Source organism: Paenibacillus sp. FSL R5-0908 (genome assembly GCF_038006245.1).
In the GTDB taxonomy this organism is placed as follows: domain Bacteria; phylum Bacillota; class Bacilli; order Paenibacillales; family Paenibacillaceae; genus Paenibacillus_AQ; species Paenibacillus_AQ odorifer.
Genome location: NZ_JBBOUV010000001.1, coordinates 2,494,200 through 2,520,436, shown reverse-complemented (window position 1 = coordinate 2,520,436; position 26,237 = coordinate 2,494,200). Strand labels below are relative to the sequence as shown.

Here is a 26,237-nt window from a genome sequence, read left to right as displayed (position 1 = left end):
CTATCACCTCTCACAAGTTATATTCTAGTTTCTATAATTTTACAATGAAAAAATGGAGATACTGAGATACAAACAACAAATAAAAAAAGAGCCGTGTAGTGAACACGACTCCCTCTTCATATTAACCGCATCAGTAGCGGCATATTTGCAAGGAGCTTAGCAATAAGCTGTCATCCTTGATTTATTTTTTCGCTATATGAACCTTCAGCTGCTTGCCCTTCACGGTGGTCTCTCTCATCGCTTGCAGCACCATTGCGCCTTTACCGTTCAAAATATCCACGTAGGTCACATTGTCCTGAATCGAAATAATCCCGATATCCTCGGCGGAAATACCTTCAAGCTTTGCTATTGTGCCAACAAAATCCACGGCTCTTAGCTTCTTTTTCTTGCCGCCGTTGAAGTATAACTTCATAATCTCTTTGTTTAAGCTTTCGCTTTTGTCCTTCTTGCGGACAGGCTGCTTATTGATCTTCTGCTCGAACGCTTCCTTTGCGTAGGCAACTGCATCGTCCGAAGGAGCTTTCATATTCGGAATGCTGAAGCCAATATAGCTTTCAATTTCAGTTACCCACTTCTGCTCATTCGGAGTGACAAAAGTGATCGCTTTACCTGTCTTGCCTGCACGCGCGGTTCTGCCTGTACGATGCACGTAGCTTTCTTTTTCCAGTGGAATATCGTAATTAATCACATGGGTGATATTCTCGATATCAATCCCTCTAGCCGCTACATCGGTAGCGATTAAATAGCGGAATTGCCCTCTTTTAAAAGCATTCATGACCTCAAAGCGCTCATCCTGCTCCATGCCCCCGTGGATCTTATCACAAGGATATTCCAGATCCGCCAGTCCTCTGAATACAGTATTCACCTGCTCCTGCGTACGGCAAAAAATAATACAGCTATCCGGATTCTCCACCGTAATGATATCGCTTAGCAAAGAGAATTTGGCAGCTTGTCTCACCTCAATCAACGCATGTTCAATCGTAGCCGTCGTAATTCCACTTGCCTGAATCTCGATATCCGTTGGATCGTTCATATATTTTCGGCACAAATTCTTAATGACTTCGGGTAAGGTAGCTGAGAATAACATGGTTACTCGCTCTTTGGGCAGCTGCTTGATGATCTTCTCGATCTGCTCAATAAAGCCCATGCTCAGCATTTCATCAGCTTCATCGATGATCAAATATCTGATTCGATTTAGCGGAAGTGTGCCTCTTTCAATATGGTCAAATACGCGTCCAGGCGTACCTACGACAACATGTGTTTTTTGCGTAAGCTCTATCTTTTGGGGAGCAAAGGGCTGCTTGCCGAAAAGAGCAACTGCCTTAATCCGTTTAAAACGTCCGATGTTCGTAATATCCTCTTTCACCTGCATCGCAAGCTCCCGAGTTGGCGTAAGAATCAAAGCCTGCGGCTTATTCTCCACCCAATCCACCAGATCGCAAAGCGGAATACCATAAGCTCCCGTCTTGCCACTGCCTGTTTGCGATTTCACAATCAGATCCTTTTGCTGCAAAGCCACAGGAATTACCTTGCTCTGTACCTCCGTAGGTGTCATAAATTTCAGAACATCCAGTGCTTTAATTATCTCTTCGTCTAACTCATAATCTCTAAATTGCAATTCACTCATCGTTCAACCTCTTCTATGCCGATTGTTCTGGTTAAAGCGGAAACTCCGCGATCCTTCCATCTTGTGCATACTTATCATTATAACAGTTATTAGCGTCCTTGATTCCATTCCTTATAGAACTGGTCCAGAAAATTCAACATGAAATCATGCCGTTCTTCCGCTAACTTGCGTCCATAAGCCGTATTCATTAAGAATTTTAGTTTCAACAGCTTCTCATAAAAATGATTCACAGCCGTCCCCTTGCTATAATCCCTGTATTCCTTTTGCAGCGACTCCTCGCGTGGAGCCACTTCTGGATCATAAGCCGGACGTCCCTTTGCGCCTGAGAAAATAAAGGTTCTGGCAATGCCAATCGCGCCAAGTGCATCTAGTCGATCTGCATCCTGCACCACTTGACCTTCCAGAGTCTGCATAGGTTCTCCTCCACCACCACTAAAGGACATCGTTTCAACGATCAGCATGATATGACGAATTTGCTCCTCCTCTGTAAGGTTTGCCGTGAGCCAAGTGTGGACTTTAAGCAGACCTGCTTCTTTTGACGGATTAAGCTTCTCGTCTGCAACATCATGCAGCAAGGCTGCCATCGTACAGATAAACACATCCGCACGCTCGATCTCAGCAATTTCACATGCCGTGCTGCGGACCCGATGGGTGTGCCACCAGTCATGACCCGTAGTATCTTGTCCCAGTTGTTCTTTAACAAATTCTTCCGCCAGGGCTATTATTAAAGGTTGATTCATCGTCAACAAACTCCCTTCGCCTATGAAATATCGAAGCCCTATTATAGCTGATTGCCTGTCCATTCGCCTACTAAAAATCTTCGTGATAACAAATTCTTACTTGCACGACTCCAAATGATCCGCTATAATCGGCAGTAATCAAAATGTCGAAGGGAATTGATTCTGATGAACACCATAACAATCATGCTGAATCAACTTCATTATTATCACAAACAGCGTTAGCAACCCTGAAATTCTCAGGGAGGCTAACGCTACTCGCGTTGGCCTCCCTGCGGCATAGATCACGCGCAGGACCATGAGGTCCTGCGCGTTTTTTTATTCTCTAAACTATGCCAATTCAAAGGAGCTACTAATGATGCAAAACATTAAAGGAACTTATGATTACTTCGGAAAAGAGCAGGCGCTGAGAAAGAACATTCAAAATACGCTGGAGGATTTGTTCGAACTCTATGATTTTGAATCCATGGACACTACATTATTAAATGAATTGGAGTTATTAACCTCGAAATATGCAGGTGGGGATGAAATTCTCAAGGAGATGTACCAACTCACCGATCAAGGCAGCCGCAAGCTGGGCTTACGGTATGATCTGACCATCCCTTTTGCCAAAGTGATCGCATTAAATCCTGGAATAGAGTTTCCCTTCAAGCGTTATGAGATCGGAAAAGTATTCCGTGATGGTCCCGTGAAACGTGGGCGCCTGCGTGAATTTTTGCAATGCGATGTTGATGTTGTTGGTATTTCAGGACCTGAGGCGGAAGCTGAATTGATGCAGCTGGCCACAGAAGCTTTTCGCAAGCTGGATATCCCGATCATCCTAAAATGGAACAATAGACGTTTTCTCGGTGAGATTCTGGAATCGATTGGTGTACCTGCCGAGGACCAACTGTCCGTTATGCTAACCTTGGATAAATTAGAAAAAATCAACCTCAGCGGCGTGAAAAATGAATTGATCAGCAAGGAAATAGATCCTGTAACCATCGCTGCTATTCTAGAGCTTATTGAAATGGACAATCCAAGCTTTGAGCAGTTATGCGAAAAATATAGTCTTACCGGACAACCGGGAGCGATAGAGGTTCTTATCCTGCAAAAGCTGCTTCAAGACATTCAACTGCAGCAGACTTGCCGTTTCGATCCCTTCTTGTCCCGCGGGCTTTCTTTCTACACCGGAACCGTCTACGAGATCTTTGATGCATCCGGTTCCTTTACCTCAAGCTTGGGGGGTGGAGGCAGATATGACGCTATCATCGGACAGCTGGTAGGCAGAGAGGATATTCAATACCCTACGGTTGGCTTATCTTTTGGTATGGAGTCTATCATGGCGCTCCTTGCAGAACGTCCTATCCAAGAGCACAAGACAGCAGAGGTTATGGTCATTCCGATTGGCGAGACGCTCCCACAGGCTTTAATTGCAGCCGCCGAGCTCCGTGCCTGTTCTATCCGAACCTCTCTGGTATCCGGTAAAAGAAAACTTAAAAAGCAACTCGCCACAGCCTCATCCCAAAAAATACGTTACGTTATTCTGATCGGCGAGAGCGAATCCAGTGTGGATAAGGTGAGTCTGAAGGATATGAAGGAACAAACAGAGGTTATAGTTCCATTAGATGAAGCCATCTACCTTATTACTGGCTAAACTGCTACCTGATATTCTTCTAAAAAGATCCGTATAAAAAAAGACCCCGCCGGCGACCGGCGGGGTAAAGTCTATATATAAGGGAGGTTATACATGTACTATAACCCTGCAAGCTTAATATTTTATGAAAAAGAGATAAGGATTCCCTTAATTCATTTCAAACCCTTAGATCTTAAACTTATCTACTAACCCTTGAAGTTCTTTGGCACTTTGAGTATTTTCATCAGCCATAGTAACCTCTAGGAATGTTTTTTCCACGATATCCGCCGTTTTCACCGCGATATCCTGAATCCCTATAGCTCCTTCGTTTACTGTAGCAGCTACCTCATTAACGGCAATATTAATACTTGATATGGCCATACTCAAATGATCAGCTGCGCTCTCGAATTGTTTTAACAGCGTATTTACAGTGGCAGCATCACTGTTGTATTGCTGACTTACCTCAGTTAATCGTTCATAATCTGCTAGAACATTCTGGTCTATAAAGGAAAGTAATGCCTCAGAATTCTCCTTCATGGATTCAACAGAGGAATATACACCTGTTACCACACCTTGAATTCCAGCCGCAATCTTAGACGACTTCTCAGCCAACTTCCGAATCTCACCAGCTACAACCGCAAAACCTTTGCCTGCCTCACCCGCTCTTGCCGCTTCTATAGCTGCATTCAGGGCCAGCAGATTGGTCTGACTGGCAATGGATAGAATCGTATCCGTCAGTACATTAATCTCTGCAATTGCGCTCGACTGCTCAATTGCTTTTTCCATATCGATTCGCACGGATTCATAAATTTGTTTAGCATTCGTCGTAGATTCTGTTGCCTCATCCTGAAGAGTCAGCGCCCGCTCACTAATTTGTCTAGAAACGGCAGCGCCTTCCTTCACATTATTGGTGATCCCGGATACATTGTTATCAATTTCAGTAATTGCTGCTGTCATTTCCTCTGTGGAGGCTGCGGTCTCTTCCATACCTGCCGATAGCTGCTGCGTAGTCGCTGAATTATCGTGGGCATTTTCCCGCACATCTATAGACAGCTTCTCCAGCGTTTCTGCATTTTCAAGCACTTTGGACGAGATCGTAATTAAGCTTCCAGCCATCTCACGAAGTGTAGCCCGGGTGCGGAACATCGCTTTGGCAATCGTCCCTGTCTCATCTTTGTTTTTAGTCAAATACTCATACTCTGAGTCATGCGTCAAATTCAATTCTGCCGTTTTATTAATCATGTCCGTTAGTTTAACAATCGGAGAAGAGATTTTTTTAGCAAAATAAAAAGCAATCAGCAAGGCAATAATCAAACTTCCGACACCAAGAAATAAGTTGAAGTTTCTCATATCAGTGACAGGTTTCACGATTTCATCGAGGTCTGCGGTTAATACAAGCAACCAGTGCGTCTCAGGTAAAACTGTATAGGTTGATTTTTTTTCCACATCATTATATGTATTATTGAGCAGGCCATCCGCTACCTTCTCACCAGATTTCACACGCTCCATAACAGCTGCGATCTGCGTATTCTCAATAGGCTGACCAATTTGTGTTTTATCCGGATAATATAATTTATTGCCGTTCTCATCCAGTAAGTAAGCGTAAGAGCTCGTCGTGTTTACCACTTTGGTATCCGCCAAATACTTGATCATACTATCTGCGGAAACAGCTGAAGCAATAAATCCAATCATCTTACCATTACTCTTTACGGGCTGTACAAAAGCCACTACATAAGCTCCTGTAGATTTTGATTTCAGCGTTTCACTGATCACAGGCTCAGCTGTCTCCATTACTCTTTTCGTATAAGCTCTTTCACTAAAATCTGTCCCTATAAGCTTAGTATCACTGTCAGCCACACTAATACCTTTCATATCACTGACTAGAATGTGCTCAAGGTTCCCGGCCTCCTCCACAATGCTTTGAAGACTGGCGTTCACCTCATTCTGAAGCTTATCTCCTTTGTTAACTCCACCATTCCCAGCTTGCAGCAGTAGATCAACAATTTCCGAGCGGCTCGCAATAAGCTCTGTACTTCTCTGCTCTTTTGCTATCATGGCTGATATAGTCTGAGCTTTGTTCGTATTGACCTGCTTCATAGAATTCTCAGTAAGATTCACAATCGCCTGAGTTGATTTCAAATACGTAAATATCCCCATTACAGAAATACACAAAAGGGTCACACCTATCATAACAAGTGATAACTTTAGGCGAATCTTCATATTCTTTTCATCCTTCCGACTGCTTGTTCATTTGCGAACAATGAAATTGTAAATAATACAATTACTATCGGGTGGGCAAGTTGAATTGTGAATATAAATCGCGCAAAAATAAGAAATATATCATAAAATGTCGAAAATTTTCATGTAAATGAATAAAATATCACAGCTTTTAGGTCATATATCCTTCATAAGGTGGTTAACAAGGCCTGTCATCTGTCCTAGAAGAAACAGGTGGTTCTATCTGAGAGGCAGTATTCACTTGCATTAATGCACCCTCACTTAACAGTCGTTTAGTTCTACTACGTAAAAATAGACCAGACATCGCAGCGAGTATTTGTTGGAACAACATCCCCGAAATTACTGGAAGTGCGACAGCAGGAGGAAAATATTTCACTGCTAATACAGCTCCTGCGCTTAAATTCCGCATACCCGAATTAAACTGCACAGCCACGGAATCTTCATAACTAAAGCGGAAACGGCGTGACACCAAAGCTCCGATCACATAGCCAAGCACTACGGTTATGAAGGTCACTCCAATAATGATGGCTAATTTGCCATCCGGATGTTTTAGATAACGGGCAATGCTGGCCCCATTAATAGAAACAACTACAAATAATCCGACTTTAACAAACGGAGCAAGCGGCGGTCCACATACCGTATTTACTTTCCCTTTTGTCCATTGATTCAGCAGCATCCCAACTACAGAAGGAATGACTACCATCCATAGCAGCCCTTTCATCATATCGCCTAGCTGAATTTCCACACTCGCTCCCATCAGCAAATATAAGGTACCCGGGACAACAATTGGCGACAAGAGCGTATCAATCAGAATAAGCGCCAATGTCAGCGCAATATTCCCTCCGTACATCGACACCCATACCACACTTACAACACCTGTAGGAATCGCGAACAGCAATACATAACCAGTCACTGTATATGGATCTCCCGGAAAAAATGCCATAGCTGCAAGCCAGCCGATCAGCGGCATTACAATATGTAAAATTACCATTAGAATAATCAGCTTCTGAGGTTTCAGAAGTACCCCCAGCAGATCCTTTAGGTTGGACTTCAAGCTACCTATCAGCGTCATTACAGCGAAAATCCAGGGCACGAGACCTGTGAACGGCAGCAGTCTGCTTTCGTTAAGTACGCCGACCACGATGGCCGTGGGTGTTAATAACGGCATAATCTTTTCTAGAACAACATTAGATTTAATGAGTCCATTTCTTATATTAGCAAACACTTGGCAGTACACCTTATGTATGAGGCTCATACATCCCTTATCTGTGTTTTTTATAAGTCTACCATAAAAAAATAGGAACCAATTCTTAAATTGGTCCCTCGAAGTAATCTATATAGAGTGTTAAACTTCTATGCCTTGTGGAAACAAGGCATCCAGCGCTGGGCAGGGTTGCTTATCCAAAAACTGTGCCAATGGCGCCGGCATATTATTGTATAAATCTTTTAGTGAAGTTCCTTGATAAATGTTGCCGATAATCACCGGATGGCAAAGCTCTGAAATCAAAATGTCGCCATTTCCATGCAGATGAAGCTGCTTTTTCCCCTCGATACAGTGAGGAAAATACACACCCGGCTGCTCTTCGAACCCAAGGGCGTCCATAAAGCGGTCCATGCAGGTGAAATACAGAATCTTATCTTCTTTCTTCCGTGCGATCAGCTCACTCACTGCATTCTTTAATTGTTCCCGAGCAGCTATCGACTTCCACCCTGTATGATCCATGATAATACTGTTCTGAATTTCATGTGTGCGCACGCCCATTGCGTAGACATGATCGCTGATCTCCTTCATATTATCCTGGGTTTCACTAAACAGCAGCGTCTCCAGCACAGTATCTACACTTGTTGCGGCGAACAGGGTAATATTTTCTCTTATTTTTTCATAGATGCTTGGATGAATATTATAATATTTTGAGAAAGCTTCCGCAGTAGTAAAATTGAAGGAAATATGTATAGTCGTTAATCCTGCGGAGACCAATTGGCCAATTCGTTCAGCATTTAAAAGACTACCGTTGGAATTTAACTGTGTCTGAATCCCTCTGGATGCGCAGTAGGTTACAATTTCCACACAGTCATCGAACTTCAGCGTCACTTCTCCACCTGATAAGCGTACTCTTTTAAGGCCTGGAAGTTCGTCCAGAATGCGGATGACCTCTTTGGCTTTGATGCTTTGTCCATCATTTCTATTATATGCACAGCAATAATCACAGCGGAAATTACAGTTCGAAGTTACCCCTATTTCTAACCCTTCCAACTCATAAGTAAGCGGTTTGTCGAGCTCTAATGCTTTATATCTCATACTCTAAAGTCCTCCTGAAAAATAATGAATTTCGTTCAAAAGTTCAACCTTAGAGATTATATAGGTTTATGGCTTAGGTTAATGTGAGTTTTATAACATTCGAGTGTACGGTTTGATTAACGAATTAGTCGGAAGCGCATGCGTAATCACTTTCAGATACGCATAGTAATCTGTAACGGACTCAGCTGATCCTAAACCTAAAATTATCCTATTTTAAGAATGACAACGGACTCCAGTGCACTTATTGACCGGAAAAACGCCCAATATGAGCCTTTTGCCAATGAATAGCGTCAGCGGAGTCCGAAATCATGTTTTGATAGCTGATAACATACAAATAACGTCATCCGAGTCCGAAAGCCTCGTGGAGTGATGGATAAACAGATACGCATTCAGGCATGTATATTACAGGTTATCTTCAAACTGGTGATGTCCACCGACACTTTTTATAGGGATATAAAGATCAACTTTTGCTTTACCTGCTGGGTCTGTATATGGATCATTCATACAAAATTCGAGCGCATGCCGATCATCCGGTTCATAATCACTGTTAGGTAGCCATTGACCGTACACACTTTGATAGGCAATGGCCAATTTGTCGATCGTATCATAAAACGGATATAAGGCATAAAGACCACCAGATAAAGTTTTAAACTCTACGTTCGAATCACCCTCTTTAACAAACTCTTCTGGAATGGTTATGCAGGCATCATATCTACAAGAGTATTCGTCAGTCACGCTGGGATCATCTAAAGAAATACCAATGAAGTATTCTGTTGACGGTAAATCATTTTTCTCAACCCACTTGCTGAGTGTTTCCCATGCCTTATACGTTTCAAGATAGCTGCCAACATGCCTTACATATGCCACTTGATAACTTGGAAGTTCTTTTACCTCAATGTTCATTTCCCATACTCTCCTTAAAAAATTATTGATGTTGATACTCACATCATAATTTTTAGAAGGAGACAATTCTTCCTGATTATTGCTGGACATTAACTGATAATTGCTATGTTCTTGCATTGACCTTTTCATCTCGCTTGGGGTTGTCTTAAACAGTTTCCTAAAGGATGAATTAAAACTTGAGATGGAACTAAAACCGCATAGAATTGAGATATCCAGCATCGTTCTATTTGTTGTCTCAAGATAGGTTACCGCGTGATGTAGGCGTCTTTCCGTCAGATAGGTCATCGGTGTTTTATTTGTTATTGCAGAAAAAACTCTAGAGAAATGATACTTAGAAAAATTAGAAACTTCAGCTAACGTTTCCAGATTTATTTCTTGATCTAAGTTGTCCTCGATAAAATGAAGAACAGTCTGAATACGCACCCTGTAATCATTGTTCACTAGACCTACCTCAATCCCCTGATGATAAAATGTTTTTTTTTTATTTTCTACGCCCTATATACAACAGATGAGATGAAATCCCCAAAATGGATGGATCCTTTGCTGCATTAATGAGAAATTCTAAGAGCTCCTCATGCTCACCCCGGTCTGTCCAGTATTGTTTCTGCTCATTTGTCAGTAATGCTCCGAGGCTAGAAGAACCAATTAAATCAATGGTTTGAAATCCATTCTCCTCCATGAAAGATTTTATGTCCTCAATATTGAAGTAATAAGCTCCCGTAAACCTACCTTCATCTTTATGATTAAAAATCCCGCTATCATAAAACTCTTTAATTGAATCCATGTTGTCATTAGGCTTCCAGTGTTGTGGGAACTGTAAGGATGTAAGAGTCATTCTCATTCGACTTTGAAAGGCTACAAATACGATGCCGTTCTTCTTTGTCACACGTAACAATTCCTTAACTGCTAAAATCCGATCCTCTTCTTCTTGCAAATGATATAAAGGGCCTAACATCAGAGAAGCATCAAAGCTCTCGTCTGATATTCCCTCTAAACTAGTTGCATTCAGCACATGAAAACCCTTAAATTGCTCAGTTAATCCTAATTCATTAACCTTCTGCTTAGCTATTTCAACTAACTTAGGGGTAAGATCCGATAACGTTACGTTATAGCCCAGCTTCGCCAGCTCCATGGCATATTTACCGGGTCCAGCACCATTATCCAGTATAGATTGTGCGGTAGTTAAATACTGTTTTATATAATGCAGATTAATGATGAACTCCAGCGGCTCCCTATCCAATCTTCCCCACTCATCAAATTTGGAATAATAATCAATAATATTGCCCATAACCAAAACACCCACTTCAATTGTATTTTTTCTGTAGAGAACAGAAAAAACCTATCGCCTCCAAAGAGGCGATAGGTTTAACCTTCGCGGTACCACTCTTTTTGATCGTTGCTTATTGCTCATAGTAAACAACGAATCTTAGAACCCGATTACGGAGGGTTAGCCGTTAAGATCTACTGAGGTTCGATCTTACCGTTCATGGGTGAGTTGGGGAACCTAACTACGCTGTCTTGCACCAACCGGCAGCTCTCTGGGCAGTAGTTATTCCTTAATACTCCCAATCATTACGTTTATTCCGTATTGTATTTTGACCTAGTATATAGTTAACAAATATTCCCTGTCAATACAAATTCCACTTACAGCTCTACTGACTTCCCCATCTCGTTCCAGACAGGCTGTCCGATCAGACCTAAACGCCAGATTGCAATTCCTTTAAGACCATATCGTTTAGCAAGTCCTACCTTCGAATTCACTGAAGATTCGTTTTCGCTATACACAGAGATCCCGAGGATCAGCTTATCCTTACTAACTTGCTGAAGCGCAAGCCGGATGCCTTCATCAACTAAACTCATCGGCTCTGGAACTTTTTTCTCTTGTAAATAATCGTACGCCATAATGACCAAATCATCTGCAAGTGTTCCTAAAGTTTTGTAATCATAACCTTTATAAGAACTATTTAATGGATGAAGAATAACGGTAAGTTTAAGTCCTGCTGCATGTGCTTTTTGAGATAGGTTTTTCACAAAAGCATTGTAATCCGCTTGCACCTTCGCCTTATCACCTGTTAAACCTAGGCCCTCCAGATCCAAGGTAATGCCTTGGAATCCTTTTTGCGTTGCAAGATCTACGATTCCAGTAATCGTCTGTTCCTGAAGCTGCTTATCTTCCAGGTTCTTAGTTAACTCTGATGCAGTATCTCCAGAGAAGACCATCAGATAAGGAGCTGTTCCGCCTGCCGCTGCATTCGTGACAATCGATTCTGGTGTTACGTCACCAGCCGCTTGAGGCCATTTGAAATCAGTACCCGTAGTGGTGAATTGCCCGCTTTTATCAATCCCACTCCAACCAAAGGCCACAGCATCAAAATTAGGAAGTAAGGAAATCTCACTATAAGAACTCAGAGCATAGAAACCAAGAGTGTACAGCTCAGTCTTCGGCGAAGTAATAGATACGGTCTTCGTGGATTGATTCCAAGCTACACCCGCACCAAACTGCTGGCCGAAGAAGCTAAGGGGAATCATCGTTGTATCCCGGATCGTCTGTGGAGCAACTCCTAACTTCACAACCGCGCCGTTAACTCCTGCATCTTTGCTGCCAAGGGTCAGAGTTACCACTTTGGTCCCTGCAGTATCTGTTTTGGTAGCCGTAATTTTCTTCTGCGCTTGATTCCACTCGACATTAATTCCCAAAGCTTCAGATATAGCTCGGAATGGCACCATCGTTGTTCCGCTCATCACAACAGGTTCTACTGGAAAGGGTAGTGGATAACCATCCAACACAATACTAACTCCACCAGCTGTGGCTGCCTGTGTGGTATTTTGAAATAACGCTGTGGTGCCTCCTAGCGAAATAGCCATACATAATACTAATTTACCGATTCGCTTATTCATGAATGTTAAGTCTCCCTCTTCTATGATATGCAGTCTAATCTTGTAAACTCTTATATGTCCTCTACCATTTTACCAAAGATTATCCAATTGTAAAATTAATAGATTGTCATCTATGAGCTTCGAAATTATTTTTCATATTAGAAGAGGTCGGCAAAATTACATAAACACGCTCAAAAAGGTTCCCACTGCTCGTTCAACATCTACATCCACTGCAACTTGTATGGGTTTACCCACTTTTGGCTGAGCCCGCAAGTCCGCTACGACCATTCCCGATGTAAACTCACCTTTGTGTTCCACACGAACATTCATCTCTTTGTAGGTTACTAGATCTGGTTGCAGCGCAACCATAAGTGCGAGTGGATCATGCAGCGGTGCACTGTTGATCAAAAAGTTCGCTTCACGATAGAAATTAAAATAATGAGTAAGCGATTGTTCCATAAACGAAATGATCGCTTTATTTTCTTCACGTCCAAAACGGTTTAATAAATCGATATGCTCTTGTGTAATCCGCGTCTTAAGCGTAACGTCTAGACCCACCATCATAATAGGAAGCCCAGATGTAAATACATGATCAGCAGCTTCCGGATCCCCGGCAATATTCGCTTCCGCAACCGGTGTTCTATTGCCGGGATTGAAGATCGTACCGCCCATCACCACTACTTTTTTCAAAGTATTCTTAATACCAGGGTCCATATCAAGCGCCATAGAAAGGTTGGTTAGATGTGCCAGTGTGACTAATACAATCTCTCCGGGATTATCATTAGCCATCCGAACAATAAACTCAGATGCAGTTTCGCTAATGGGACGCTGGCTGGATGGAGCAATTTCCACATTGCCAATACCGTTCTCACCATGCACATGAGTGGCGTAGCCTGAGTGCTCACGAACAAGTGCCTTGGATGCTCCTATCGCTACAGGAATCTTATAACCGGGCTTAGCAAGCTCAATTAGCCGCAGTGAATTGTCCGCCGCCTTTTCGACATCAATATTCCCAAAAACGGTTGTAATCCCTTCTACAATTACGTTTGGAGCGCGTAAGGCATATAGAATCGCCAGTGCATCGTCAATACCTGTATCTGCATCAATAATAATTCGTGTTTTGCTCATTTATGTTCTCTCCCATTATGTTTTTTCATAAAAACTATCATATCACGGCCAACGAGGGTCGCTCAATTTTTATTCAATTCCTGTTCTTTAAAGGCTTCAATAAACCGCTCAGGATCGCACTCTATCAAATAAGCATACACGCCCTTACTCGTGTGGAGATAGAACATACCGCCCATATCCCCCATTGAGCGATAAGACATATCGAAAATATCTTTAAGCGGGAATTCCCGATGACGAGTCACAATTCTATCTTGATACAGATACATTAGCCGATTGGAAGCAACACTTCGTTGTTCTCCATCCCTGATTTCTCGTTGTATTTTATAATACGGAAGCTGAGCTACCCATTTCATTTGCAGTCCTCCTGCTTATCGTAATGGACTCCATTTTATTATTCTTTTTACCCTATTGCAAAATAAAGAAGCTTAACGATCCCATTAGCGGAATCATCAAGCTTCAGTAATCACCGTTTATTTCGTTGTATAAGCTGCTGCTGCCTTGCAAAAGCGTTCCAATGCCTCAACTAACGTGGATCTCGGACAAGCCAGATTAATCCGCAGATGGCCTTTGCCCTCTGTTCCAAAAACAGAACCTTCATTAAACGCAACTTTAGCCTCTTTGTACATCAGCTGCTTCAGACCGTCTATTTCCAAATTCAGTTCGCGGCAATCCACCCAGAGCAGGTAGGTTCCTTGCGGCTGCATCACATGAACCTGTGGTAAATGCTCCGCCAAATAGCTGACCGTATAGTCCACATTATCTGATACATATTGTAACAGCTCATCCAGCCATTCTTCTCCGTCGTTGTAAGCGGCTTGTACCGCTCCTTGCGCGAAGAAACTAGCCATATGTAAGCTCAAGGCTTTCATTTTTTGATCAAATTTGCGTTTCAATTCCGGATTCGAGGACACGATAAAAGAGGATTGAAGCCCCGGAAGATTGAAGGTTTTGGTCGCAGCAAGTGTGGTTAACGTAATATTGGCAATTTCCTCAGACAAGGATGCAAAAGGAATATGCTCATACCCTGGAAGCGCCAAATCGCAATGGATCTCATCAGAGATAACTGTCACTCCGTGACGCAAGCACAGTTCACCGAGCTTCAACAGCTCTTCTCTCTCCCATACTCTACCGCCTGGATTATGCGGACTGCATAACAGCAGCAGCTTCGCTCCACCCAACATCAGCCCTTCCAACTGCTCATAATCCATCTCAAAGCGCCCATTACGGACGATAAGCGGATTCTTGGCAACCTTCCGGTCATTCATCTGTATGACATCATAAAAGGGATAATAAACTGGCGATTGTAAAATTACCTCGTCCCCAGGCTCAGTAAACAGTTCAACAGAGAGGCTTAAGGAAGTTACAATTCCGGGAGAATCTGAAGTCCACTCCGGTTTGATCTGCCAATCATGCCGTCTTTTAAACCATGACGTGATGGCTTCTTTATAAGTATCACTAGGTACACTGTAACCGTAAACTCCTTGTTCTGCGCGGCGCAGAATGGCTTCCTTCACTGCGGGAGGACTTTCAAAATCCATGTCTGCCACCCAAAGCGGCATAATATCCTTCTCACCAAACAACTTCTCGGATTGGTCCCATTTGTAAGAGCTAGTATTACGGCGGTCAATTACGCGATCGAAATCATACTTCAACTAAAGTCACCTCATCCTTATAAACTTATCTTTTATTGTATCATGAGGAAACCGATATGGCATCTTAAGATAGAATCAAAAGAATTCACATAAATAGATGATTAATTCCAAGTCGTTAGACGATAGAAAAACAATAGAATATTAATAGTAAATACTCTGAATAAAGAGGAGGACCTTCGTTCGTCCTCCTCTTTACAATATTCTATACGAAATACACTTAGTTACGCTAATTGTGTAATAACGAGATGCGCTGAAACAGATCTTGTTCCTCCAGCGAGAGGAGTAATAGTAAGTGCAGTAGAGTTACCGGCAGGATTCCGAACGGTCAGGATGGTGTTAATGACCGTTGTTTGCACTATAGCCATTTCTACGATTTGTGATGTACCTGTTGCGCGTCCAACTACGGTATAGGCGAGATCCGCACCATTAAGAGTCAAGATTAGTTGTCCCGCTTCGGTTACACTAACCTGAAACAACACCTGATAAGTCCCTATTGCCGCTAAATTAAAAGAACTAGGACCTGTTCGTGCAATTGTCGTCCCGCTGGTAGGTCCGTTTTGAGGAAAACTTACGTCTGTGCCCGGTGCTACAGTTGCTGCATTATCAGGAGGCATTAGGGCAAAAAAATCAGCAAAACCTAATACGCCTCCTGTTGCTCCGGTCGCCCCCGTTGCTCCTGCTGCTCCCGGTGCTCCGGTTGCGCCCGCGGCTCCTGCTGCCCCCGGCGCTCCTGCTGCTCCCGGTGCTCCGGTTGCTCCCGCGGCTCCTGCTGCCCCCGGCGCTCCTGCTGCTCCCGGTGCTCCTGGTGCTCCCGGTGCTCCTGTTGCTCCGGTTGCTCCCGGTGCTCCTGGTGCTCCCGGCGCTCCCGGCGCTCCCGGCGCTCCGGTTGCTCCTACAAAACCTTGGGGTCCTATAGCTCCTGCAGGACCCGGTAAACCTTGCGATCCCTGAGGACCTACAACTCCTTGGGCACCCGGCACACCTTGTGCACCCTGAGGACCAACGGGTCCCGCTACACCCTGTGGACCAATCGCTCCCGCTGGCCCAGGTTCACCTTGAGGTCCTTGGGGTCCCGGAGGTCCGCCGGCGGGTCCTGGAGGTCCTTCAGCTCCTTGGAGTCCTCGTGCTCCTTGAGCTCCGGGAACGCCTTGCGTCCCTTGTATTCCTTGGAGTCCTTGTGCTCCTTGCGGCCCTTGTGGTCCTGTAGCACCAACGACTGTCGGAGTAGTTACATTCACTTCTGGTGGAGGACAGGTGACTTTTACAATCTTCTTAATAACTTTTCGACGATGATCTTTTCTTTTTCTTTTCGAAGGAAATACAGTGGCGACTTTTTTCTTATGACACTTTTTATCGTCTGGACAACTCAATGCGTACACCTCCCTATAAATATAGTTCAGTGTACGCATCTTACTAATTTTAGACATGGACCAATAACTAGTTTCTATTAGACTGGAACCTATTTTCATAAAAAAGGGCTAATAAAGTAGGAGGTGGCCCTTAAGTACATTACAATGTCCACACCATTTTTATTTACTTTTCGTATTTTATGATTAGGACAACTGACACTTCCCTATTAGGCCCAAATCATAGATTTGGGTCTTTTTTATGAGCACAAAAAAAACAACCCCCAAACCACGGGAGCTGCTAATCATCAACTATTATATTGTATCAACAGGCTTACAGATGGTATTGCCTACCTTCGTAAGAATATCCGCCATTGATGCCGAATCATTTACATCATAATCATCAATGTTCAGTCGGAGCACTGGGCAAGCTGTAAACTCATTGATCCATTTCGAATATCTGCCATGCATATGTTCCCAGTAGGACACGTCCGTTTGAATTTCCATTTCACGGCCACGTTCATTAATTCGCGCTAAAATAGAAGGAAGACTGCCTTCAATATAAATCAGCACATCAGGGTGCGGGAAATAAGGTGTCATAACCATAGCTTCATACAAGCTTGTATAGGTTTCATAGTCTGTCTTGGACATCGTGCCTTGATCCGCATGCATTTTAGCAAAAATACCAGTGTCTTCATAAATCGAGCGATCTTGAACAAAACCACCGCCCATTTCAAACATTTTCTTCTGTTCTTTAAAACGTTCGGCTAGGAAATAAATCTGCAGATGAAAACTCCATCTCTCAAAATCATGATAGAACTTTTCAAGATAAGGATTATGATCAACTTGCTCCAGCGAGGTTTGAAAATTCAACCTTTTAGCCAAAGCACCTGTTAAAGTGGATTTTCCCACCCCCACGGTTCCTGCCACAGTAATTATGGCGTTATCTGGGATGTTATATGGATTCATTTCATTAGCTCCTTTAGGTGAGAGGCAATTTCGACGAAGTGTTCGGAGTTCTCCACGAAATCGACTGCATTTCCATCTATGGTAATAATAACGGTAGACGGCTCTTGAATCGCTAAAGAGGCCATCGCATCATCATAATCTTCTATCAATTGCTGCAAATACGCAGTATCCATATCCCCTTCAAAAGGGCGTCCGCGTTTGGCGATTCTTTTTAACAAGGTGTCGAGATCCGCTTTTATATAGAGAATAATATTTGGCTTCGGCAGGTCATCCGTCAGCACATGATAGATTTGTCGATACTTTTCTCGTTTCGTTCCCTTCAGCGTTCGTTCCCCAAAGATAAGGTTCTTATAAATATGATAATCCGAAATCACCGGTTTACCTTTATCTATGTATTGAGTTACTGTATCTTCAAGCTGCTTGTACCGATTACAGAGAAAAAACATCTCCAGTTGAAAGCTCCAGTCATCCATGTTCTGATAAAATTTAGCCAGAAACGGATTTTCATCCACAATCTCCTTAATAATCGGTAAGTTTAATTCCTCTGCAAGCATCGAAGCTAATGTTGTTTTTCCAGCCCCGATCGGGCCTTCCACTGCAATAAACGGTGCATGTTTCATTGATGCTGACTTCCTCCTCAGATACGGACCCTTCAATAACTATTTTTAAAAACAGACTAAATTATTGTATCACATGAGACCTTACTTGTGAGCGGCTAATTATGAAGAAACTTTTCCAGTAATACAAGTATCCAACTGTAAGATAAACCCAATATCAAGAGAAGGATCCCTATGATAAAACGGTTCGATATCTATCTTCTCCCCACGAGCATGAATCGGACCGAGGAGACTCTATTTCCGAAAAATCGGCTGTTTCAGCATACAATTGGACTCAGTTGCAGCTATTCTACCAAATGCACCTTAATAATAGTCACTATCCGGCCAATAAGAGCTATACAGTCCATAACCTTAGCTAAATAAGCTAATAAACACCAATAGCTGCTATACGGTCCTTTAGCATCACTTCTCTTTTCCTAGATGTAATTGTGCATTCAAAGGACTGGAACCATAGCAAAAAAAGGTGTCCCTGAAGGGACACCTTTTTAGATCATTCTATTAAGATAAACGTCCGCTGAAATCTTCGAAAGCGAACTGTTTGATTACTTTAATTCCCTCTTCGTCATTGTAGCTGACGATAGCTGGCAGATTCACGCCGTTAAACATATGGTTCTTCACCATAGAATAATGCGCCATATCTAGGAATACGAGTCTATCGCCGTATTTCAAAGGCTCCTTGAAGGAATAATCTCCAATAACATCTCCGGCTAGGCAAGTCATTCCACCTAATCTGTAAGTATAAGGATATTCCCCAGGTTGTCCAGCATCGATAATGTTCGGACGGTATGGCATAGCCAGTACATCTGGCATGTGGCATTCAGCCGAAGTATCAAGAATCGCAATGTCCATACCGTTATGCATAACATCCAGAACGGTAGCTACCAAATATCCAGTATTAAGCGCAACGGCCTCACCTGGCTCCAGATAGATTTCCACACCGTAAGTCTCTTTCATATGCAAAATGCAGCGGACAAGGGTCTCCAGATCATAATCGGGACGTGTAATATGATGACCGCCACCAAAATTAAGCCATTTCATCCCTTTGAGATAAGGTCCGAACTTCTCTTCGACTACTTTGAGCGTACGCTCCAGTGTGTCTGAATTTTGTTCGCACATGGTATGGAAGTGTAATCCATCAATTCCCTCAAGCTCTTCAGGTCTAAAGTTAGGGAGAGTTACTCCCATTCTGGAATAATTGTAGCATGGATCATACAGCGGAACTTCGATCTCGGAATACTCCGGATTCACTCGAATACCGCAGCTGATGTGCTTCGGTGCATTTTTCACACGATCCTTGAATCGATTCCACTGGTCAAAAGAATTGAACACAATGTGATCGGAGTATTCAAGAAGCTCATCGAATTCACTGTCCACATAAGCTGGTGCGTAGACATGAACCTCTTTGCCCATTTTTTCATAGCCCAATCTGGCTTCGAATAAGGAGCTGGAAGTTACGCCATGCAAGTACTTGCCAACTAGCGGATACAAGGAGTGCATAGAGAAACCTTTTTGGGCGAGCAAAATCTTAGCTCCTGTACGTTCTTGTACAGAATTCATAATCTCAAGATTGCGGGTAAGCAATCTTTCATCTACAAGGTAACATGGTGACGGGACAACGCTGATATCAATATCCATCAATCGCGCCTTAGTCTAGCAGCGTTGGCGAGAAATCTTCTTGCCAAGGCAGACCATGTTTATTCAAAGCTTCCATGAATGGATCTGGATCGAACTCTTCTACGTTGTAAACGCCTGGTTTCTTCCAGATTCCTTTTATAATTAACATTGCTCCGATCATTGCAGGAACGCCTGTAGTATAGGAAATGGCTTGGGAGCCAACCTCTGCATAACATTCTTCATGATCGCAAACGTTGTATACATAATAAGTTTTTGGCTTACCATCTTTAGTACCTTGGATGATACATCCAATGTTAGTTTTACCTTTTGTTCTTGGTCCCAGGGAAGCTGGGTCAGGCAGCATTGCCTTCAAGAATTGCAAAGGAACGATCTCTTTACCTTCGTACATGATAGGCTCGATAGAAGTCATACCCACATTTTCAAGCACTTTCAAGTGAGTCAGATAGTTCTGCGAGAAAGTCATCCAGAAACGGATCTTCTTCACGCCCTTGATGTTAACAGCCAAGGATTCCAGCTCTTCATGGTACAAAAGATAAATATCTTTAGGTCCAATTTCCGGAAGATCGTAAACTTTCTTCTCAGAAAGTGGTGCAGTTTCAATCCACTCGCCATTCTCGAAATAACGGCCATTAGCTGTAATTTCACGAATATTGATTTCAGGATTAAAGTTTGTAGCGAATGGATATCCATGATCACCTGCGTTGGCGTCAACAATATCAATAGTATGGATCTCGTCAAAATAATGCTTTTGCGCGTAAGCCGTGAATACGCCAGTTACACCTGGATCAAATCCACTGCCGAGCAAAGCGGTAAGGCCAGCTTTCTCAAATCTTTCTTTGTAAGCCCACTGCCAGGAATATTCGAATTTCGCTGTATCTTGTGGTTCATAATTGGCAGTATCCACATAGTGCACTCCTGTTGCCAGGCACGCATCCATGATCGTCAGGTCCTGATATGGGAGAGCGACATTAATAACGACATCCGGCTCAAAGCTCTTGATCAGTTCAATGACTTCGTCCGTGTTATCTGCATCGAGCTGAGCAGTAGAAATCTTCGTGCGGCCTCCGGCTAATTTATCTTTCAGAGCGTCACATTTCGCGACAGTTCTGCTAGCAATGCAGATCTCTTCAAATACATCCGGGTTCTGGCAGCATTTATGAACAACAACACTTGCTACGCCGCCAGCGCCAATAATTAACGCTTTTCCCAAAATAAAAACCTCCTAAAATTCCATTTGCAAAATCAACAAGGCTGATTATACATAATATTTTTGAATAAATCAATAAAAACCGACAAAAAATGATGTGTTTTGTGTAAAATCTCTAAGAAATCTTGTTAATACTCTTAAATGCTCATATTTCCTCGATTATCCACGTGTATAGATCAGGTGTTTTGCTGGAACAGAGTGGATTTTCAGAAACTAGGGCAACTAGATTATTCTATCACAAGAGGGTTATACTTCATACGATTTATTTTAAAATCAATGAAAAAACTCACCACCCTTTCAACTCCGCCTAAAAACGTTCGGTTTCCACCATTCCAATTAACAGTACTGCAGCAAATACAAAAGGCCGTAATATATACTCTTACCCGTTTTTGTTCCAATAGTAATCGTTGTTGCTATGCCCAACCGTTTCGCGACCCTAATTGAACGTTCATTGGGATAATTATAAGTTGTCCCATTTTTCCAATATTCATCATCATCCGTATAAATAATCCTCGAAAAGATTCCCGCTTACATTCTTCAAAATCGCGTACTGCCTTCCACGCAAAAAAAGCTGAGCTTCCCTGAAGGAGAGTTCAGCCTAAAGCTTCTAATAAATAGTCAACTTATTTATTGGAATTTATTCGAACGGCATAAGCATCTGCATCCCATTCTACCTGCGCCCCCAACATTTCGCTTATCAATCTGAGGGGGACATAAACGCTATCATTAATGAAGACCGGTTTTTGATCTGTCTCTATTACCTTTCCATTAACAGTCGTTTGTCCAGTTACCGAATTCAAGATCAGAGTTGTAGATCCTTTCACAGCAACCACAGCTCTCGATGGAACATCCCAACGAACATTAACTCCCATCTGCTCGAAGACTCCTCTTAAAGGAACATATGTCGAATTATTAATTAGTAACGGCGGCATCGTCAGTTCCATTTCATTCCCATTCAACAATACTTGAATAGATTTCTTCACGAGCTGAGGCGTACTCACCTCGATCTCTCTGACCCCCAGACCCGTCTGTCCAAATTCATTTGCTCCCCAGGCAAGGACATGACCATCTTTTAAGAGTACATAATGATTTCTGCTCCCTTTAGAAATGGAAACTGCATTCTGAATACCCTTAGACTGTGTAACATTAATCTTGTTCTTATCGCCAACCGTCCACTGCCACACGGTCCCATCCGCCTTCACTGCGGAATCTGTTGTCAGCGAAATGACGTCTGTAAGTCCTGGAACCTGAACAGGCTTTAGAGCTTCTCCCAGATATGGATCTATGTAATTATTCCAAATCCATACTGTACCATCCCATCTCAATGCCGCCCCATAAAGTCCATAGGCTCCATCCATATCAACCGCTCTATATTCTCCGCTTCCTTTAATAAGCGTAGGCTTTAAGATTACGCCCTTCTGAGTTCCCAGCGGTTGCTGTGATCCCCACACCCATACCTCTCCGCCGTTACCAAGAGCCACTGAATTATTCGATCCCGCTGCTATAGACAGGACGGAGGGTAGTCCCTTCACCTGCACCGGGGCTAGCTTGTTTTTCCGCGAATCGTCACCGAGTTCTCCTTGTTCATTGCCTCCCCACGCCCAGACCGTTCCATCTTTAAGAAGAGCTAAGCTAAAGGTGCCCCCCGCAGAAACAGCTTTCACATCTGCTAGCCCTTGCACTTGAACAGGCTCTACAAGAATCTTAGAGGACTGTGTTCCAATGCCAAGTTGTCCATGCTCGTTCCCCCCTACCGCCCACACTGTTCCATCGTCCTTCAACATCAAGTTATGGCGATAACCACCTGAGATTTGCTTTACATGATCGATATGCATTTTGACAGGAGTATACGCTGGTGTGGTCGCCCCATTACCAATAGAGCCATACCCACCACCCCACGCCCAGGCTGTTCCATCCGCAGTGACGGCATACGCACTTCTGTCACCAGCGTCCAGTTGGGTGATGCCAGACAATAATTTCTTTTCTTCAATTGAATTCACATTATCTGCTGCTGCCACTAAAGGTGAGACCATAGTCAGGCAAAGAACAGTCCCAACAACAACTCTACAAATCCGACTTACCTGCACTTTTGACATCAAGCTTTGTTTAAACACTTGAGATCACTCCTTTTTATTAAAAAAATAGATAACGCAACAACTCACGGTCCCGTCCCAAAACCTCCAATCTTCCAGCCGTTAGCGTGTTTGGTCAACACTGCAAAGCGAGTTTCCCGACCATCTGGGGTATTAAAGACAGGATTTAGTGATTTCATATACAGATCGACCACAATATTTAACGTTGTGCGATCGCCGATGTCTTTAATTTCTGAGCCAGTATCATAATCCATCACTTTATAAGAGGTAGGCTTAGCCTCAACAATACTTTCACTGAGCGCATTTTCACCACCAAAACCCGGGTTATAGAGTTGATGCGCTTGACGGTTAACCGTCAATGCAGTGAGTAAGGCATTAGGATTCAAACATGCGCGGGCACGGGTATGTTTACCGTCCTGAATAGCCTGAAAAAAAGCATCCAGCAGCTCGAAATGGTCTAATGAGGCTAAGTCACCATTCTCACCTTCCTCAGCAAACAAACCTTCTCTCTCCGTCCACTCCTCAAATGTAAGTCCTGTAATGTCGGTCAAGCTACGCTTCTTAATAGACGGGCCGATACTTTGAATATTAAATTCCAGCCACGCACCAACGGTATTCCCTGATTGCACAAGCAAAACAAGATTCGAGGGATAAGAAAATTCTTTTTGTTCGCCAGAACCTGGTAAACCTTCGACTAAAGAATACCGCTGTACCTCTACCGTGGTCCCCTTCAGCAGTGTCAAATCCAATCCTGCATCTTTAGAGAACTCATTCGCTAATTGCCAGTAAAGTCCCACTGGATACTCCCCTAGCTTATCTTCCCAGTTCCGCGGTACCTCAACTGCAAATGCCTCCGGATGGCTCTGAACTTTATAATCCAGTGTTTGCAAAAAGTCTTCGGGAATCATAGTTACTTGAGCAGATGTTGGCGTTACCTGTGGTACAGACGTTGAAGCTATAGAGGCAGTAGGTTCCACACCTATGGAGTTCTCCCCTTGATTACAACCAGAGTTTAAGAGTACAAAAAAACAAATCGTTACCATCGTTAAAAACTGCCGCTTAGTCATCTGATTCCCGCCTCTCTAATCACTCCTCTATATTTAGACTGAGGAATATTATACAAAGTTGCGGGATACTGGAAATTATTAAAATCATTTTATACGCATAGGACCCTGTAGTTTGGGTTTGGCGTTGATTTTACCTGCTTATGCGGCATAAATCGCCTGTTGCTTCGCTCTAGGGCTCTCGTCCACCTTTTGACACTTGTTAACTTCAAGAGCATAATAAGCTTCGGCATATTGCAACGGATTTCCATGAAATACAGGTATATGCAGGACCTTGGTGTAATTGCATCAGAGAGGATGATAACGAGTGAAAAAAGATTTTGATATAAAAAACAAACCCTTCCTAGTCTTTAGCTTCGTCCTGCTGCTAAAATGCGCAGTGGCCTGGTTCGTAGTTTTTAGCGACGGTCCTAACTGGAGCATGCTGCTGACAGAGATCCCATTTTTCTTTATCGTATTTGGACTCATAGAATGGATGGCTTCCAAACGAAAATTTCTGTATTACATGATAGCCAATCTATTGATTTCAGTCATATATTTTGCCGTGCTAATGTATTACAAATATTACGGTGTAATTGCTACTTATCATGCCTTGGAACAAGCAGATAAAGTAACTAAGGTGGGAGAAAGCACATACTCATTGCTGGACCCTTACTACTTGTTCATTTTTGTGGATATTGTAGTTTTCATGTTTTTTATGTTCCGTCCGAAATATATTGCGATCTGGAAAGAAAGAGGTATGAACCGCCGCATGAACCGGACTGCTTTGTTTGGAATCATCAGTGTTTCCTTGGCGGTCTGTGTCTTTAATGTTTGGCCAAATCATGCCAGTATGAACGAGAACAAAAAAGCGGAGAGTATGGGGATTCTTAATTACGAGGTTTATACTATTTTTGCCGATACAAGGGAAACAGAAGAAATAATCGACAACAAAGAAATCACGCAACAATCCATTAACAAGACCAAAGGGATTACAGAGCCTGTCTCACCGAAGTACTGGGCGGCAGCTCAAGGTAAAAATCTAATCGTGGTACAAATGGAATCTTTTCAGAACTTTTTGCTGAACCTGAGCATTGACGGGCAGGAAGTAACACCCAATCTAAATAAGCTTTTGAAAAGCGAATATTATTTCAATAACTTCTATACTAATGCCGGGCAAGGAACAACTTCGGATGCTGAATTTGTAGTGAATACTTCGTTGTACGTTCCCCACCACGAGGTAGCCACTTCATCCAATTATATGGATAAGGCGCTTCCGAGCCTGCCTAAGTTGATGAAAGCTAATGGATATAACACAGCAACCTTTCACACCAATAGCGTAGAATTCTGGAACCGCAAAACCCTATACAAAGTACTAGACTTTGATAAGTATTATGATCAAGCGTTCTATGGGGATGACGATCATATCGCATTCGGTGCTTCAGATGAGGTACTCTATGCCAAGACTGTTCCTGAATTAGTCAAAATGGATGCTAAAGATGATCCTTTTTACGCGATGGTCATTTCTATGAGTGCTCATCACCCTTATAAAATGCCAGAGTTAAAAAATAAAATGACACTGCCTAAACGGTATGAAGGTACCCTAGTTGGCAACTATATTCTAGCTCAAAATTACGCAGATTATGCAATGGGACAATTCCTGGATCAATTAAAGTCCAGTGGTCTATGGGATGATAGCGTCATTGTCTTTTACGGTGACCATCAGGGTGTATCGCTATATTCCCTTGATGGCAACGAGAAATCGTTAATGGAAGAAATGGTCGGCCACGAATATGGTTATACCGATATGTTCAATGTTCCTTTCATCGTTCATGCCCCTGGTGTAGGTGAACCTGCCGTGTACAGCCAAACTGGTGGTCAGATCGATATTATGCCAACTGTAGCTAACCTGTTAGGGATTTCAATGAAAGACCAGCTCCACTTTGGAGAAGACCTGATGAACCAACAGACCAATATGCTGCCTGTCAGACACTTTTTGCCTACCGGCTCTTTCATTAATGACACAAGCATGTATTTAACTGGTGTCGATTACGACGATGGAGACAACTTTAATCTAATCGATGGCTCAGAAACAGAGGGCGGTTCGACAAAAGAACAATTTGACGCCGTTCAGCGGCTTCTAAATATGTCAAACAGCTACATTCAACAACTGCCGGATTTACCCTCTACGGATGATGCAAAGTAACTATAAAAGAATGCCCCTCAGCCAAATAGCTGAGGGGCATTTTTG

20 protein-coding genes and 1 other annotated feature are annotated in these 26,237 nt (G+C 42.9%); of the genes, 2 read left to right on the top strand and 18 right to left on the bottom strand.

Features of this window, described 5'->3' with window-relative positions; genetic code table 11:
- Nucleotides 1–181: 181 nt before the first annotated feature.
- Nucleotides 182–1,627 carry a DEAD/DEAH box helicase gene (locus tag MKZ09_RS10895; protein WP_076203160.1) on the bottom strand — a complete coding sequence of 482 codons (1,446 nt, stop codon included), beginning with the start codon at nt 1,625–1,627 and terminating at the stop codon, nt 182–184.
- A gap of 89 nt (nt 1,628–1,716) precedes the next feature.
- Nucleotides 1,717–2,367: an HD domain-containing protein gene (locus MKZ09_RS10890; protein WP_076203156.1), complete on the bottom strand. Its 651-nt coding sequence runs from the start codon at nt 2,365–2,367 to the stop codon at nt 1,717–1,719.
- 352 nt (nt 2,368–2,719) lie between these two features.
- Between MKZ09_RS10890 and MKZ09_RS10885 the strand changes: the two genes are divergently transcribed.
- Entirely contained in the window at nt 2,720–4,000 is a 1,281-nt protein-coding gene (locus MKZ09_RS10885) for a histidine--tRNA ligase (protein ID WP_305953763.1), read from the top strand.
- Nucleotides 4,001–4,165: 165 nt separating this feature from the next.
- On the opposite strand, the gene MKZ09_RS10880 is transcribed toward MKZ09_RS10885, so the two are convergent.
- The 16 genes from MKZ09_RS10880 to MKZ09_RS10805 form a co-directional block, all read right to left on the bottom strand.
- Nucleotides 4,166–6,199: a methyl-accepting chemotaxis protein gene (locus MKZ09_RS10880; RefSeq protein WP_076134027.1), complete on the bottom strand. Its 2,034-nt coding sequence runs from the start codon at nt 6,197–6,199 to the stop codon at nt 4,166–4,168.
- Between the two features lie 196 nt (nt 6,200–6,395).
- The gene (locus tag MKZ09_RS10875) at nt 6,396–7,442 is read right to left on the bottom strand and encodes a bile acid:sodium symporter family protein (protein ID WP_232061252.1); all 1,047 of its coding nucleotides are present in this window, start codon (nt 7,440–7,442) and stop codon (nt 6,396–6,398) included.
- Between the two features lie 120 nt (nt 7,443–7,562).
- Nucleotides 7,563–8,516, bottom strand: a complete 954-nt coding sequence (locus MKZ09_RS10870) for a radical SAM protein (protein ID WP_076203150.1) — start codon at nt 8,514–8,516, stop codon at nt 7,563–7,565.
- Nucleotides 8,517–8,918: 402 nt separating this feature from the next.
- Nucleotides 8,919–9,860 carry an AraC family transcriptional regulator gene (locus MKZ09_RS10865; protein ID WP_076134026.1) on the bottom strand — a complete coding sequence of 314 codons (942 nt, stop codon included), beginning with the start codon at nt 9,858–9,860 and terminating at the stop codon, nt 8,919–8,921.
- Between the two features lie 40 nt (nt 9,861–9,900).
- A complete protein-coding gene (locus tag MKZ09_RS10860) occupies nt 9,901–10,707 on the bottom strand; it encodes a class I SAM-dependent methyltransferase (RefSeq protein WP_076134025.1) in 807 nt (268 codons plus the stop codon).
- A 61-nt stretch (nt 10,708–10,768) separates the two neighbouring features.
- Nucleotides 10,769–11,001, bottom strand: a binding site (T-box leader).
- A 62-nt stretch (nt 11,002–11,063) separates the two neighbouring features.
- Nucleotides 11,064–12,317 carry a stalk domain-containing protein gene (locus MKZ09_RS10855; RefSeq protein WP_076203147.1) on the bottom strand — a complete coding sequence of 418 codons (1,254 nt, stop codon included), beginning with the start codon at nt 12,315–12,317 and terminating at the stop codon, nt 11,064–11,066.
- A 156-nt stretch (nt 12,318–12,473) separates the two neighbouring features.
- Complete coding sequence (locus tag MKZ09_RS10850) at nt 12,474–13,424, bottom strand: nucleoside hydrolase (protein WP_076203145.1); 951 nt, start codon at nt 13,422–13,424, stop codon at nt 12,474–12,476.
- A 62-nt stretch (nt 13,425–13,486) separates the two neighbouring features.
- On the bottom strand, nt 13,487–13,777 hold the full coding sequence (locus tag MKZ09_RS10845) for a hypothetical protein (protein ID WP_036679330.1): 291 nt from the start codon (nt 13,775–13,777) through the stop codon (nt 13,487–13,489).
- Nucleotides 13,778–13,894: 117 nt separating this feature from the next.
- Complete coding sequence (locus MKZ09_RS10840) at nt 13,895–15,076, bottom strand: MalY/PatB family protein (RefSeq protein WP_076203142.1); 1,182 nt, start codon at nt 15,074–15,076, stop codon at nt 13,895–13,897.
- Nucleotides 15,077–15,297: 221 nt separating this feature from the next.
- The gene (locus MKZ09_RS10835) at nt 15,298–16,455 is read right to left on the bottom strand and encodes a collagen-like protein (RefSeq protein ID WP_305953764.1); all 1,158 of its coding nucleotides are present in this window, start codon (nt 16,453–16,455) and stop codon (nt 15,298–15,300) included.
- A gap of 282 nt (nt 16,456–16,737) precedes the next feature.
- Nucleotides 16,738–17,391 carry a deoxynucleoside kinase gene (locus MKZ09_RS10830; RefSeq protein WP_076134022.1) on the bottom strand — a complete coding sequence of 218 codons (654 nt, stop codon included), beginning with the start codon at nt 17,389–17,391 and terminating at the stop codon, nt 16,738–16,740.
- The gene (locus tag MKZ09_RS10825) at nt 17,388–18,011 is read right to left on the bottom strand and encodes a deoxynucleoside kinase (protein ID WP_076134021.1); all 624 of its coding nucleotides are present in this window, start codon (nt 18,009–18,011) and stop codon (nt 17,388–17,390) included. The genes MKZ09_RS10830 and MKZ09_RS10825 overlap by 4 nt, the downstream gene beginning before the upstream one ends.
- A gap of 495 nt (nt 18,012–18,506) precedes the next feature.
- Complete coding sequence (gene nspC / locus MKZ09_RS10820) at nt 18,507–19,643, bottom strand: carboxynorspermidine decarboxylase (protein ID WP_076125019.1); 1,137 nt, start codon at nt 19,641–19,643, stop codon at nt 18,507–18,509.
- A gap of 10 nt (nt 19,644–19,653) precedes the next feature.
- A complete protein-coding gene (locus MKZ09_RS10815; RefSeq protein ID WP_036679313.1) occupies nt 19,654–20,853 on the bottom strand; it encodes a saccharopine dehydrogenase family protein in 1,200 nt (399 codons plus the stop codon).
- A gap of 620 nt (nt 20,854–21,473) precedes the next feature.
- On the bottom strand, nt 21,474–22,964 hold the full coding sequence (locus MKZ09_RS10810) for a stalk domain-containing protein (RefSeq protein ID WP_076134020.1): 1,491 nt from the start codon (nt 22,962–22,964) through the stop codon (nt 21,474–21,476).
- A 44-nt stretch (nt 22,965–23,008) separates the two neighbouring features.
- Nucleotides 23,009–24,010, bottom strand: a complete 1,002-nt coding sequence (locus MKZ09_RS10805) for a DUF4830 domain-containing protein (protein WP_076203139.1) — start codon at nt 24,008–24,010, stop codon at nt 23,009–23,011.
- A gap of 304 nt (nt 24,011–24,314) precedes the next feature.
- On the opposite strand from MKZ09_RS10805, the gene MKZ09_RS10800 reads away from it, so the two are divergent.
- A complete protein-coding gene (locus MKZ09_RS10800; RefSeq protein WP_076203136.1) occupies nt 24,315–26,192 on the top strand; it encodes an LTA synthase family protein in 1,878 nt (625 codons plus the stop codon).
- Nucleotides 26,193–26,237: the final 45 nt, after the last annotated feature.

What these genes read in the sequence shown, in the direction of transcription:
- MKZ09_RS10885 (WP_305953763.1), top strand. Translation starts at nt 2,720, where the DNA reads ATGATGCAAAACATTAAAGGAACTTATGATTACTTCGGAAAAGAGCAG.
- MKZ09_RS10845 (WP_036679330.1), bottom strand. Translation starts at nt 13,777, where the DNA reads ATGAAATGGGTAGCTCAGCTTCCGTATTATAAAATACAACGAGAAATC.
- MKZ09_RS10825 (WP_076134021.1), bottom strand. Translation starts at nt 18,011, where the DNA reads ATGAAACATGCACCGTTTATTGCAGTGGAAGGCCCGATCGGGGCTGGA.
- MKZ09_RS10890 (WP_076203156.1), bottom strand. Translation starts at nt 2,367, where the DNA reads ATGAATCAACCTTTAATAATAGCCCTGGCGGAAGAATTTGTTAAAGAA.
- MKZ09_RS10880 (WP_076134027.1), bottom strand. Translation starts at nt 6,199, where the DNA reads ATGAAGATTCGCCTAAAGTTATCACTTGTTATGATAGGTGTGACCCTT.
- MKZ09_RS10855 (WP_076203147.1), bottom strand. Translation starts at nt 12,317, where the DNA reads ATGAATAAGCGAATCGGTAAATTAGTATTATGTATGGCTATTTCGCTA.
- MKZ09_RS10895 (WP_076203160.1), bottom strand. Translation starts at nt 1,627, where the DNA reads ATGAGTGAATTGCAATTTAGAGATTATGAGTTAGACGAAGAGATAATT.
- MKZ09_RS10860 (WP_076134025.1), bottom strand. Translation starts at nt 10,707, where the DNA reads ATGGGCAATATTATTGATTATTATTCCAAATTTGATGAGTGGGGAAGA.
- MKZ09_RS10830 (WP_076134022.1), bottom strand. Translation starts at nt 17,391, where the DNA reads ATGAATCCATATAACATCCCAGATAACGCCATAATTACTGTGGCAGGA.
- nspC (WP_076125019.1), bottom strand. Translation starts at nt 19,643, where the DNA reads ATGGATATTGATATCAGCGTTGTCCCGTCACCATGTTACCTTGTAGAT.
- MKZ09_RS10850 (WP_076203145.1), bottom strand. Translation starts at nt 13,424, where the DNA reads ATGAGCAAAACACGAATTATTATTGATGCAGATACAGGTATTGACGAT.
- MKZ09_RS10870 (WP_076203150.1), bottom strand. Translation starts at nt 8,516, where the DNA reads ATGAGATATAAAGCATTAGAGCTCGACAAACCGCTTACTTATGAGTTG.
- MKZ09_RS10805 (WP_076203139.1), bottom strand. Translation starts at nt 24,010, where the DNA reads ATGACTAAGCGGCAGTTTTTAACGATGGTAACGATTTGTTTTTTTGTA.